Genomic DNA, 12,792 nt, shown 5'->3' on the forward strand with positions numbered 1-12,792 from the left:
AACGGTCTTTTACTGCTTTAAACAAAAAAGTCGCCTTGGCGACTTTTTTTAACGGATCACCGGGATTTCAATCCATTCTGCTTCCGGGAAATGCTTTGTCATGTAAGCCCGTAGATAGTTTGATGTATCACAGGCGATTAACGGGTCTTGAGAATCATCCATTCCATTATAGGCCACAGCAAACAGCTCTACCCCTCGGCTTTTCAGCAGCTCCAGACTCAGTAACGTATGATTAATACTTCCCAGACGCCCAGAGGTAACCAGAATAACAGGGAACTGATGAGCCGCTACATGATCGATAGTAAGCACATCATCTGTTAAAGGAACCATAAGCCCGCCGGCACCTTCTAGCAGTACTGCATCATAACGTCTAGCCAGTTCTTGAGTCGCAGCATGAATTTTATCCAGATCAATCTCACGCCCATCAATTTTTGTTGCAAGATGCGGCGAAGCTGGATAAGACAGAATTTCCGGCATCGTAAGCTTTTCTTCATCTTCGGCAAACCAGCCCATGCCCATAATAGTCCGGTGCTGTTCGATATCCTCCGAAATATTGATATTTCCAGTTTGTACCAGTTTCTGTGTAATAGTACGGGTACCATGTTCATTCCAGATTTTGGCCAGATAACCAGTGGCAAAGGTCTTTCCTATACCAGTATCAATTCCGCTCACGAAATAAATTGAGCCTGTCATCGAACTCTCCGAGCTATACAATAAATTGGGTGGTAAGTTAATGGATATTGCTGTATTCCCTCATAAGCTGGACTCTTTACAAACTGCTGATACTGATCATAAAACTTGTATAGTGACTGCTTAGTCCAGCGATGCTGACTACTGGTTGCCGTTACGCCGGTCAGTTTTAAATGCTGGAGAACCTGTTTTGGATGCTCAAAATATAAGGTTTCCTGCTCTTCCTGTATTTCAAGGACTTCAAACCCTGATTTGCACATTTTTTCTTTTAGCTCTTCCAGACTGAGGTAGTTTAACCCCTGACCCGTTAAAGTTTTAATCTCACGCAAGTTTTCTGAACCAAAGCTTGAAAAACAAAACCAGCCCTGTGATTTTAATGCCTCGCTGCATTTCTTAAATACCTGCTCCAGGTCATGCATCCATTGCAAGACTGAACTGGACATAATAGCATCAAGTTGTCCCGGAAAGTCAAGCCGTTCAATATCTCCAATACACCAGTCCAGCTGTTCAGCAGCAGAAAAATGCTGTCTGACCTCAGGATACAGATCATTGAGTATGAGCTGTTCAATCTGAAAGTTCTGTTGCAGTAATATTGTTAAGTGACCTGAGCCACAGCCCAGTTCCAGTACTCGAGGAATTTGTATGGCTATATGCCGGCGCATCATTTCAATTAATCGCTGGCAAATTATCTTTTGCGCGACTGCATGTTCAGAATAACTGGAGGCAGCTTTAGCAAAGCGCTGGGCAATCAGCCCGGTATCTATATGAAAATTTTGACTCACAGTAATGCTACCAATTGTTCAATTTCTTCTGGCTGAATTTGTGATGTCAGTGAAATTCTCAGTCGTGCACTATTGGCCGGTACAGTAGGTGGGCGTACTGGCATGATATAAAAACCTTGTGCCTGTAAATAGTTGGCTTTGTCTACCGCCGGCTGACTATCTCCGATAATAACTGGAACAATATGACTACTTGAGGGACAGCAAAAACCAAGACTCTGAACCTTCTGCTGTAAATGATGGCTTAAATTTGCCAGGTGATCGCGCTGCTTCTGCATTTTTTGCATATGCTCGAAAACAAACCGAGTCCAGGCTATCGAAATCGGAGGTAATGCGGTACTGAAAATAAGTGGACGCATGCTGTTAATCAGATATTCACGAATTACAGGTTCACAGACCAGATATCCTCCCACTGAAGCAATCGCCTTACCAAAGGTGCCTACCAGAAAATCAATCTGGTCAATCACTGCATATTGCTCCGCACAGCCTAATCCCCGCGCTCCGCGGACGCCAATAGCGTGAGCTTCATCGACATACAACATAACTTTTACAAACTGCCGTTTTAGTGACACCAGTTGGTTCAGGTCTGTTTCATCGCCATCCATACTAAAAATAGATTCGGTGACCACAATGATGCGTTCATAAGTTTCATCTGCATGATACTTTTGCAAGAGCTGCTGTAAATGGTTTAAATCATTGTGACGGTACCGCAGATATTTGGCTGAGGACAGGCGAATTCCATCAATCATGCTGGCATGAACCAGTTTATCGGCCAGAATCAGAGTCTTACCATCACTTAATGCCGGTAAAATCCCTATATTCATATGATAGCCACTATTGAACAGCAGCACTGCACGCCCGTCAAAAGCCTGGCTCATACAGGCTTCCAGCTGTTCATATTCTGGAAAATTACCAGTAAGCAGACGTGATGAAGAGGAACTGAGCCAGCGCTGTTCCAGAGGGCACTGATCAAAAAAGACTTGTCTTAATCCGAGATCAGCAGCTAGACCCAGGTAATCATTAGAAGACAGATTCAGCATATGCTGGCCTGCAATTTCAATGATCCGTCCTTGTTGCCGGTTGGCCGTAAACTGGCGAAAATTCCCCTGCTGTCTTAACTGCTCCAGCTGCTTGGTAAAATGCTCAAGTAGTTTCATGCTGAAGCTCCTGTAGCTGTTGCACTACTTCTACCAACTGCTGAAGTAAATAATCCAGTTCATTACAAGTGATGATATAAGGAGGCATCACATATACCAGCCTTCCAAACGGGCGTACCCAAATTCCACGACGGACAAATTCCTGCTGTAGAATCTGCATATTTACCGGCACAGTCAGTTCAACAACACCGATAGCACCTAATATTCGAACATCCTCAACATACTCCAGTTGAGATAGTGCAGGTAAGTACTGTTTGAGTTGCTGTTCAATACGGCAGATGTTGGCTTGCCAGTCTTGAGCCAGTAATAACTGTGTACTTTTAAGGGCAACTGCACAGGCAAGTGGATTGGCCATAAAAGTAGGCCCATGCATAAATACCCCTGCCTCTCCCTGACTGATTTTTTCAGCAATCGCTTTACTGGTTAAAGTTGCTGACAAAGTCATGTATCCGCCAGTTAAGGCTTTTCCTATACACATGATATCCGGCTCAACGCCCGCGTGTTCCCAAGCAAACAGTTTACCAGTGCGTCCAAAACCGGTAGCAATCTCATCAAATATAAGCAGGATCTGATACTTTTCACAAAGTAGCTTGGCTTGACGCAAGTATTCAGGATGATAAAAACGCATACCTCCTGCACCCTGTACAATGGGTTCCAGAATCAGCGCGGCAATACAGGTATGATGCTGTACTAAAGTTTGCTCTAGCTCTGCAATATCTTGTGGATTCCACTTTTCATCAAAAGCAGTTTGTGGAGCCGGAACAAAAAAACGGTTGGGCAGACTGCTACCAAAAATCTGGTGCATGCCGGTTACTGGATCACATACCGACATTGCATTCCAAGTATCACCATGATACCCGGAGCGAGGCGTAACAAAATTAGTCTTCTTCAGCTGGCCCTGCGCGCTCCAATACTGCACGGCCATTTTTAAAGCGACTTCAACTGCAACCGAACCGGAATCAGCATAGAAAATCTTATCGAGACCTGGTGGCGTAATATTCAGAAGAAGCTTGCCCAGCTCAATCGCAGGATTATGGGTCAGTCCACCAAACATGACATGTGCCATATCTTGTAACTGATCTTGAACAGCCTGATTTAATTCAGGATGATTATAACCATGAATAGTACACCACCAAGATGACATACCATCAACAAGCTTGTGACCATTCTGCAGTTCGATAGTTGAGCCATAGGCCCGTTTTACTTTGAAAGCTGGTAAAGGCTGAGTCATAGAAGTATAAGGATGCCAAAGATGCTCAAGATCAAATAAGTCAGCCATCCAACACCCATCCTTCACATTAAAACTATTATTTATATAACTCATCCATCTTAATAGCGTAAAGCAATAAAATAAATTGCGAGAAACAACAAAGTTTATATTTCCCTAAGTCATATTTAAAAAACTACAAATTTTTTTGCTAGTTAATGTAATTTCACTATAAGGAAAACCATGTCCAACATTAGGCAACAGTTCGATTTTAAGTAAATTTGCCTTTAAAAAATGAAAATCAGCGATAATCTGGCAGGGTATGAGCTGATCCTGTTCAGAGACGAGATGATACTGTCGACCTGGATATTTTTGTAAGATTGAAACTAAATTTAATTGCTCAAGTTGCTGTAAACCAGAAATCAGATTTATAGGATCATCAGTTTTAATAAAACTTTGTAGATATCTTATATCGTTACGAGCTGTAACTCCCCCTGCACCGACCAGATGACAAAAACGCTTTAGAGTAGCCTCCCTGTCATTCAGAAAAGCACCTTTAAATGCCTCAAAAGTTACACGAGACATTGCATTTGGCCACTCTACTGTAGCAACAAAGCACGGATTGGAAGCCAATGTAACCAGAATTTTAGCCTGACCGGTCTGTTCAAAAATCTTCTGAGCCAGAATAGTGGCAAGCTGACCTCCTAGCGACCAGCCCATTAAAATATCAGCTTTAACCGCTTTTTGAAGCACCTCCTCCAAAACTGCCGGGTTAGAACTGTCGAATATATCAATCAGTTCAACCTGAAAATGCAGGTTTTCAAGAGCAGTTTTAAGTCCCGCTAGAGGCTGACAGCCCAAGCCCCAGCCACTAATAAGTAAAATCTTTTGCATGCTTAATCTAATTTAATTGATCGGTTCTACTATAAAATACTGCTCAATAGAATACAGTCATTAAAAAGCCCAATCTTCTGACTGGGCTTGCTTGAATCATACAAATTTTAAATTTGAGACTGAATATAATTTTGCAGGCCAATCAATTCAATCAAACCTAACTGTTTTTCCAGCCAATATGTATGGTCTTCTTCAGTATCAGACAACTGCTGGCGTAACATGTCACGGCTGATATAATCCCCTTTTTCTTCACATAATTGAATACCACGGGCCAGTTTTTCACGCACATGATATTCAAGTGCAAGATCAGCTTTTAAGCAGGTGCAAACATCTGAACCAACATCAATACTGTCACGTTCCATATTAGGTGTACCGCCTAAAAACAGGACACGACGGATAATTGCATCAGCATGAGCTGCTTCTTCCTGCATTTCATGGTCAATTCTTTCGTAGATTTTATTCAGGCCCCAATCTTCATACATGCGAGAATGAATCAGGTATTGATCGCGAGCTGCCAGTTCGCCACCAATCAACATATTTAAGTAGTCTATGACTTCTGGATTGCCGCGCATATTTTTACTCCTCATCATTTTAAAGTTATTATGGGTGATTGGTATTTAGAATGCAAAACTAAAATTATGTAAGTTTATGATTTATATAAATTAAAAATGAGAAGCATACGCATTTGCATTTTATATCATCAATTAATTGGTTGTTTTCATAATAGATTTTTCTTATTTTGAGATTGGCGATTTTTTAAAGTCATTTAATTTATTTACAAAAAATTAAAAAAGTAATCTTATTAACTGCTGAGCTATAACTAAATACCTCTTAAAAACAGGTTTTAATATGATTTGAGTGAACTATATAAAGCAGCTGGATCCTACTTTTTATAAGTAATATAGAAAAAGCTAGGTCTTTCAATTTTTTAGACAGCACTCACGCAACATATCAAATTGGCTTATTTTTACTATATTGTTAATGTGAATAAAGTATGTAAAGGTTGTTAACCTTATGTAGGTTTAATAATAAATTCCGGCCAAAAGTCAACTTTTAATGATAAATAAGATAGACCATTTATCAGAATAATCAGGCTATTTGAGCAATGAACGAATCTGCATTTTCCCCTGCCACAGTACAGTTCTCTGCTGTTTTATTACAGAAGATGATTGCAGATGGTCATAAGGAAAATACTCATTATTGTTTGTTTCTCGATATTGACGGCACACTTTCTGATTTTCAGGATGATCCCGAAGATAGTTTTATTCCTGAAAACACATTAAATATTCTTCAGACCATTTTAAAGCTTGATGTGCCTGTTATTGCGGTAACCGGCCGACATGTACAGGTTGCCCAGTCTCTTTTTGCCCCCTTATGCATTCCGGTTGCTGGACTGCATGGGCTAGATACCCAAATTGATGCTCATACGCATTTCAAACCTGATCTGAGTCAGATTGATTTTGTCCGCTTGAGGCAGGATTTAAAAGCAGCTTGTGCATCTTATCCCCAGCTGTTAATTGAGGATAAACAGTACTCGGTTGCTTTGCATTACCGGCAGTGTCCTGAACTGGCAGACACAGCAAAGCAAATCATGCAGGTACTGCATCAGTCTCATACGGCACTTAAAATCAATGAAGGTAAATGTGTTATTGAGTTACTTCCTCGACAAGCCGATAAAGGAGAAGCAATAAACACCATATTAAAGCATTTGGAACTTACTCAAGTTTTACCGATTTTTATAGGTGATGATAAAACCGATGAATCTGGTTTTAGAACAATAAATAACCATAACGGTATAAGTATAAAAGTCGGCCCAGGAGAAACCCAGGCTCATTATCGGCTCAAAGATATTAAAACAGTAGCTGATTTTCTTGCACTATTTTCAGAATTCTTAAAAACGCGTGTTTTGACACAGAATCAAACACCAAATGGAGAAAAAGCATGTCTAAACTAATCGTATTATCGAATCGTGTTAGTCTGCCAAATCCCGACAAGCCCGCTGCGGGAGGCTTGGCAGTGGCGTTACAGGATGCACTTGATGAAACCGGCGGGATATGGTTAGGCTGGAATGGCGAGCAAATCAATAATGATCAACAAACCGAGTTTGGTCGCATTAATAATAAAAATGTAGAATATCTGACCTGTCCATTGACTCACCAGCAATATGAACAGTACTACTGCGGTTTTGCCAATAATACGCTATGGCCTGCGATGCATGAGCGCGCAGACCTGATTGAATGTAATGCAGAAGAATATGAAACCTATCAGCAGGTAAACCGCTTATTTGCTGAAAAACTAAAAGATATTGCCCAGCCAGATGATGTGATCTGGGTTCATGACTATCATTTTTTTAGCGTAGCACGCTATTGCCGTGAATTAGGCATGCAAAACAAAATCGGCTTCTTCTTGCATATTCCATTTGCACGTTTAGCCATATGGCGCCAGATACCTATGGCAAACCGCCTCATTCAAGACCTATGTCAGTATGATGTGGTGGGTTTACAAACTGAACATGATCAGAACCTGTGTATGCAGGCCTGCACCACCCTACTTCAGGCACAAAAGATTCAGCAATACCTGCTTAGTTACCAGAAACGCATTACCACTATTAAATGTTATCCGATTGGGGTCAATCCGGATCATATTCAGAAAGTAGCCCGTCAGTATGCCGATGACTCACAGTCTGTTTTTGACTTTGATGCCTTAGGTAAACAGCAGACCATTATTGGGGTGGACCGAATTGATTATTCCAAAGGATTACTTGAACGTTTTAATGCATATTCCGACTTTTTAGCTACTTATCCGGAATATCACCGTCAAGTAACAGATTTACAGATTGCCTGCCCATGCCGTCTGGATATTGTGGCTTACCAGGAATTATTTAAACGTCTAAAAGAGAAGGTTAAAACTATTAATGCACAATTTGCTCAAGATGACTGGCTGCCAATTGAATGCAGTCATGATGTCGTCGCTCATGAGGCATTAATGGGCATCTACCGCAAATCAAGTATCTGCTGGATCAGTTCAATCCGTGATGGTATGAACCTGGTAGCAAAAGAATACATTGCAGCTCAGGACCCTGCAAATCCTGGTGTATTGATCCTTTCAAAATATACAGGGGCTGCTGAGCAGATGCCAGAAGCTATTATTGTTGATCCAGAAGATCCTAAAGCAATGGTTCAGGCATTAAAACTTGCGCTAGATATGCCTCAAGAGGAACGTATCCGCCGTTATCAAAAACTGATTGCGGGGCTTAAAGCTTTTGATATTAATGACTGGCGTAATGCATTTCTGGTTGATCTGCGTCAAAATAATGAATTGCAGAACTTTAAACGGCCTGGCCGTGATACAGCCAATCCAGTTTATCAATTGCTGTAGTGCCCTCAGTTTATATAGAAGTATTGTCCATAAAAAAACCGGTAAACTTCCAGCTTACCGGTTTTTATGTAGTGGCGTTTAAATAAGCTGACTTTAGGCGGGGCCTACTCGAGTAAACCGATTTAAAATAGCTACAGTAGCCAATAATACTGCCACACTCGCAAACATGATGGTTAAGCCGGTCATCTCACCAATTACACCGATCAATGCCGGGCCAGACAGAGATCCTGTATAAGCCATAGTCGATACACAAGATAGGGCTGCCGCTTTAGGCATAAAGTTCTGACGTCCAACACGTGAAAACATGACAGGTACGATATTTGAACAACCTAGACCAACCAGTGCATAACCTAACAATACAATAAACCAATGTGGAGCCAGTACCACTACTGCTAAACCTGTAGCAGCACAGATAGCACTATAAGTTACAATATTTTTTTCACCCAGTATTTTCAACAGGTAACGCCCCGAGAAACGGCCCAATGTCATGGCAATCGCAAAGAAAGTGTAAGCCAGCCCTGCAAAGGCTGGATTAACACCATATTTGCTGGTCAGGTAAATGCCACTCCAGTCCATGGCCGCACCTTCCGATAAAAATGCGATAAAGCACATTAGTCCAATTAGCAAGATAATAGGCGCAGGCAGTTTTTTATGACTTTTTTTATGCTCTGCCGTGTCTGCTTCAATCTGTTCATCGCGTTCAATTTCACTTAATGAAGCTGGAACCGCAATAATGCTAATGACGAATAGCATAATACTTACTGCCAGCGCACTAATCAGTGGCGATACGCCAGCCGCTAAAAGCGCCGTTACAGTCATTACACCAGCCAAGCCACCTAAGCTGCACATACCATGAAAACTCGACATCATGGCACGCAGACTGTTCTTCTCTACAATAACTGCCTGTAAATTGAGGGCGACACCAAAACTTCCTGCAGCTGTACCGAACAGGAACAGAGAAACCGCCATCATTACTGATGTATTCCAGACAGCAAGCCCCGGCAATACTAACAGTATCAACAGCGCCGCAAAGCCAATAATTGCACGGCAACCGATTCGTTGTACCAGAGCCCCAGTCGCAGGCATAGCAATCATTGACCCTACACCCATACAGAGCAATAACAAACCAAAATCAGCATGATTTAAATTTAGACGCTGCTGTGCAAATGGAATCAAGGGCGCCCAGGCCGCCGTTCCAAAGCCCAAGCTAAAAAAGTTCAAACGTGTAGATAGACGTTGTGCACTCAGTTGAGCTGCGCTATCTAAAACTGCTGTTCTGGAGAAAAGTATCACAGTGTGCCACCACCATTAAAAAAGACCTTGGTATTCCATTCCAGAGAATTCCAATAGAAAAACCCCTACCGGTTTGTAGATATATCTACTTATTGGCAAGGGCTTTTGATGGCGAAATTATACACACTTACAAGAACAATACATCCATTTCAAAATATTTTTTCAGTCTTTTTTGTAACTGTAAAAGTCTTACTACGTAAGGCTTTGAAAACATTTTCAATGCACTAAAAAACAGCATGAATGTGGATAAACCATGTAATTTAATTTACATTAAATTACTTGACCATAGGTCTCCATTAGCTCAATAAACTGCCTTTCATTTAGTGTCTGAATATTAAGCTTTTGTGCTTTTTCCAGTTTTGACCCAGCCTTTTCCCCGGCAACCACACATTTAGTTTTGGCAGATACACTGCCACTTACACGTGCGCCTAAAGCTTGTAACATCTGGGTAGCCTGTTCGCGTGTAAGGTGCTCAAGTGTGCCTGTTAAAACCCAGCTTTCACCATTCAATGGCTGACGCGTTGAGGCAATTGGTGCATCCCAATGGATGCCTGCGGCCAGCAATCGATCAATTACTTCCAGGTTATGTTCTGCACGGAAAAAGTCATAAATCCATTCGGCTGTTATATCGCCTACATCAGGCACTTTTTTCAAGCTATCTACATCTGCCTGTTGCAAGGCTTCTAGGGTTTGAAAGCTGTTGGCCAGCATCCGTGCCGTTGTTTCACCGACACCTCGTATCCCCAGGGCATAAATAAAACGGGCCAGTGTAGTTTTTTTACTTTGTTCAATTGCATTGATCAGGTTCTGAACTGATTTTTCACCCATTTTTTCAATGCCAAGCAACGTATTCCGATGCTGGTGCAGATGATAAATGTCTGAGACATCTTTCAACAGTTCAAGATGCAGCAGTGACTCTACCCAGCGGTCCCCCAAACCTTCAATATCCATAGCCTTGCGGGACACAAAATGGCGAATTGATTCAATTCGCTGTGCTGCACAATATAACTCTCCCGAACAGCGGGCCAAAGCCTCACCTTCCGGCATCACTACAGGTGAGGCACACACAGGACAGGTTTCCGGTAGGTTTATGACTTCGGCAGTGTCCGGACGAAACTCAGGCCAGACTTTTTCCACTTTAGGAATCACGTCTCCGGTTCGGTAAACGCTCACTGTATCGCCAATTCTTACATCCAGACGGTGAATCTCGCCAATATTATGCAGTGTTACATTGGATACTGTTACACCTCCGACAAATACCGGATTTAACCGGGCAACAGGCGTCAGGATACCTGTTCGTCCTACCTGCCAGTCTATATTCTCTACTGTAGTGAGGGCTGCAATTGCAGGGAACTTATAGGCAGTTGCCCAGCGTGGTTCCCGGCTTAGAAAGCCCAACTGTTTTTGCTGTTTAAGGCTATCTACCTTAACCACCATGCCATCAATTTCTACACCCAGGTCAGCGCGCTCTTCCATAATTTTTTCATAGCGGCGCTGTACTTCTTCAATCGAATCACATAAAAATTGCCGTTCGGCAATTTCAAAGCCCAGATCACGTAACCAGTGCAGACTTTCGGTCATGGAATTTAAGTGATGCTCTGGTTCACACTGGGCAATTCCATAAGCATAAAAGGCCAATGGACGTGCAGCGGCAATACCCGGATCTAACTGGCGAAGGCTTCCAGCAGCAGCATTGCGCGGATTGGCAAATATTTTTTCACCTTTGGCTTCATTTTCAGCATTTAATTTTAAAAAACCGGTTTTAGGAATTAGAACTTCCCCTCGTACTTCCAGCAATTTAGGTATAGCAGCCTGATCAGAATAAAGGTACTTTGGCAAATTACGGATAGTTTTAACATTCTGGGTAATATCTTCTCCAGTTTCTCCATCGCCCCGCGTTACCCCACGTACCAGCTCACCATTTTCGTACCAGAGTGAAATAGCCAGCCCATCGAGTTTTAACTCAACCTCATACTTGACCTGTTGTCCCGGAAGACGCTCCTCTACCCGACGGGCAAACGCGAACAGGTCTTCCTTATTAAACACGTTTCCGAGCGACAGCATCGGCACTGCATGTCTGACTGTCATAAACTTGCTCAGAGCTTGTCCACCTACACGACGAGTCGGCGTATCATTTTGAACAAGATCCGGATACTGCTCTTCGAGTGCTTTTAACTGATGAAACAGGGAATCATATTCATTATCGGAAATACTGGGCTGATCCATTACATAATAAGCGTGATTATGCTGTGCGATCAGCTGTATAAGTTGACGCATCTGCGTCACAATGCCTGCTGTAGATTCCATAAGATTCACCATATAAAAGGGCGGATACTCCCGCCCTGATGCTGCTTTCAATCTGTTTTTTAATTAAATATCCGATCAGACACTGACATGATCCGGCCGGTAATCAATCACCTGATGACGCCAGTGCTCTTTAAGCTGTGGCGTAAACTCAAGATTCTGTTCATCATATACTTTACCATCAATTTCCCGCGCAATCAGGCCGGCAATACTGGTCATCATATCAAAACCGGTAATAGCATTCGGATTTGGCAATGCCAGAAAGAAAGCCAAACCCTGTACTTGCTCGGTAGACAGACTTTCAAGGTCAAAACCTGCTGGACCTTCATCAGTAATACGCAGTACAGAGAACATCAGTGGACTTTGTTCTTCTGTTTTTTCATAGCGGTGGAAGCAGGACATCTCACCATAACGCAGACCATATTTTAACAATACCTTCAGGGCCTTATCACCTGATAGAGCACGGCGCGGATTCGGATAAACATTCAGTGCAATAATTTGCTGCGCAGTTGCTAGAGCACTTTCATCATCACAGCGCTGCTGTTCATGTAAATGTACATCAAGGATATTGCTTTCACCATCAAACTCGGCAATCTCGGCAGTTTCAATAGTGGGATTCAAGCTAAATTCAGGCTCTTTTGGCTCAGACCCATCAGCCACTTCAGTTGATTCTGAAGTTGTCTTTTCTACTTTCTTTACTTGCGCCTGAGTTTCACTCAAAGCAATAGCTTCTGCAGGTGCTTCTGGCTGAGCCCGAGTTTCAGCCTTATCTGTAGAGACAGACTGAGAAGCAGATACTTCAGGTTCTGAAGCTTGTTTAGAATGTTGTCCGGCTATTGGTACAGACTGTTGAGTGGCCGAGCTCTGATCAAGCTGTGGTTCTTTACGCACTGTTGGTGTAGCTGCACTCTCGCTGGCCTGTAGCTGGTCACGGACATGACGGGGAATCACCGGCTTGTTGCTTTGCGGGTCTATATAAAGTTCAGATTCGAGTGAGGGTGCCGTATTTGGCTTTTTCAGCATCATACGCAGCCCGACCAGAATAATAATAACAGCAACAATAATCCCTATCAGGGTAGTGACTTCCATA

At 42.5% G+C, this 12,792-nt stretch carries 11 protein-coding genes; 2 read left to right on the forward strand and 9 right to left on the reverse strand.

Going from position 1 to position 12,792, the window contains the following annotated elements; translation table 11 throughout:
- Positions 1–48: 48 nt before the first annotated feature.
- From bioD to ftn, 6 genes are all read right to left on the reverse strand, one after another.
- Positions 49–693, reverse strand: coding sequence for a dethiobiotin synthase (gene bioD, locus ACRAD_RS11265; RefSeq protein WP_005027530.1), 645 nt, complete (start codon positions 691–693; stop codon positions 49–51).
- On the reverse strand, positions 690–1,472 hold the full coding sequence (bioC, locus tag ACRAD_RS11270; protein WP_005027532.1) for a malonyl-ACP O-methyltransferase BioC: 783 nt from the start codon (positions 1,470–1,472) through the stop codon (positions 690–692). The genes bioD and bioC overlap by 4 nt, the downstream gene beginning before the upstream one ends.
- Complete coding sequence (locus ACRAD_RS11275) at positions 1,469–2,626, reverse strand: 8-amino-7-oxononanoate synthase (protein ID WP_005027533.1); 1,158 nt, start codon at positions 2,624–2,626, stop codon at positions 1,469–1,471. Before ACRAD_RS11275 ends, bioC begins: the two co-directional genes overlap by 4 nt.
- Positions 2,613–3,905, reverse strand: a complete 1,293-nt coding sequence (gene bioA, locus ACRAD_RS11280; protein WP_005027535.1) for an adenosylmethionine--8-amino-7-oxononanoate transaminase — start codon at positions 3,903–3,905, stop codon at positions 2,613–2,615. The genes ACRAD_RS11275 and bioA overlap by 14 nt, the downstream gene beginning before the upstream one ends.
- A gap of 105 nt (positions 3,906–4,010) precedes the next feature.
- The gene (locus ACRAD_RS11285; RefSeq protein ID WP_005027537.1) at positions 4,011–4,727 is read right to left on the reverse strand and encodes an alpha/beta hydrolase family protein; all 717 of its coding nucleotides are present in this window, start codon (positions 4,725–4,727) and stop codon (positions 4,011–4,013) included.
- Between the two features lie 107 nt (positions 4,728–4,834).
- Entirely contained in the window at positions 4,835–5,299 is a 465-nt protein-coding gene (ftn, locus tag ACRAD_RS11290) for a heteropolymeric bacterioferritin subunit Ftn (RefSeq protein WP_005027539.1), read from the reverse strand.
- A gap of 533 nt (positions 5,300–5,832) precedes the next feature.
- Between ftn and otsB the strand changes: the two genes are divergently transcribed.
- Together otsB and ACRAD_RS11300 are read left to right on the forward strand one after the other, a co-directional pair.
- Positions 5,833–6,681, forward strand: a complete 849-nt coding sequence (otsB, locus tag ACRAD_RS11295; RefSeq protein ID WP_005027541.1) for a trehalose-phosphatase — start codon at positions 5,833–5,835, stop codon at positions 6,679–6,681.
- The gene (locus ACRAD_RS11300) at positions 6,669–8,105 is read left to right on the forward strand and encodes an alpha,alpha-trehalose-phosphate synthase (UDP-forming) (protein WP_005027543.1); all 1,437 of its coding nucleotides are present in this window, start codon (positions 6,669–6,671) and stop codon (positions 8,103–8,105) included. Before otsB ends, ACRAD_RS11300 begins: the two co-directional genes overlap by 13 nt.
- A gap of 93 nt (positions 8,106–8,198) precedes the next feature.
- Here ACRAD_RS11300 and ACRAD_RS11305 read toward each other — a convergent pair whose 3' ends face one another.
- The 3 genes from ACRAD_RS11305 to ACRAD_RS11315 form a co-directional block, all read right to left on the reverse strand.
- The gene (locus tag ACRAD_RS11305; protein WP_005018836.1) at positions 8,199–9,398 is read right to left on the reverse strand and encodes an MFS transporter; all 1,200 of its coding nucleotides are present in this window, start codon (positions 9,396–9,398) and stop codon (positions 8,199–8,201) included.
- 270 nt (positions 9,399–9,668) lie between these two features.
- Positions 9,669–11,705, reverse strand: a complete 2,037-nt coding sequence (gene ligA / locus ACRAD_RS11310; RefSeq protein ID WP_010700205.1) for an NAD-dependent DNA ligase LigA — start codon at positions 11,703–11,705, stop codon at positions 9,669–9,671.
- Positions 11,706–11,780: 75 nt separating this feature from the next.
- A complete protein-coding gene (locus ACRAD_RS11315; RefSeq protein ID WP_005027549.1) occupies positions 11,781–12,791 on the reverse strand; it encodes a cell division protein ZipA C-terminal FtsZ-binding domain-containing protein in 1,011 nt (336 codons plus the stop codon).
- Position 12,792 lies beyond the last annotated feature (1 nt).

The sequence above is a fragment of the Acinetobacter radioresistens DSM 6976 = NBRC 102413 = CIP 103788 genome (genome assembly GCF_006757745.1).
GTDB lineage: Bacteria > Pseudomonadota > Gammaproteobacteria > Pseudomonadales > Moraxellaceae > Acinetobacter > Acinetobacter radioresistens.

Excerpts from the sequence above, each read along its gene's own strand:
- bioD (WP_005027530.1), bottom strand. The coding sequence starts at position 693 with ATGACAGGCTCAATTTATTTCGTGAGCGGAATTGATACTGGTATAGGA.
- ACRAD_RS11275 (WP_005027533.1), bottom strand. The coding sequence starts at position 2,626 with ATGAAACTACTTGAGCATTTTACCAAGCAGCTGGAGCAGTTAAGACAG.
- bioA (WP_005027535.1), bottom strand. The coding sequence starts at position 3,905 with ATGGCTGACTTATTTGATCTTGAGCATCTTTGGCATCCTTATACTTCT.
- ACRAD_RS11285 (WP_005027537.1), bottom strand. The coding sequence starts at position 4,727 with ATGCAAAAGATTTTACTTATTAGTGGCTGGGGCTTGGGCTGTCAGCCT.
- ftn (WP_005027539.1), bottom strand. The coding sequence starts at position 5,299 with ATGCGCGGCAATCCAGAAGTCATAGACTACTTAAATATGTTGATTGGT.
- otsB (WP_005027541.1), top strand. The coding sequence starts at position 5,833 with ATGAACGAATCTGCATTTTCCCCTGCCACAGTACAGTTCTCTGCTGTT.
- ACRAD_RS11300 (WP_005027543.1), top strand. The coding sequence starts at position 6,669 with ATGTCTAAACTAATCGTATTATCGAATCGTGTTAGTCTGCCAAATCCC.
- ligA (WP_010700205.1), bottom strand. The coding sequence starts at position 11,705 with ATGGAATCTACAGCAGGCATTGTGACGCAGATGCGTCAACTTATACAG.
- ACRAD_RS11315 (WP_005027549.1), bottom strand. The coding sequence starts at position 12,791 with ATGGAAGTCACTACCCTGATAGGGATTATTGTTGCTGTTATTATTATT.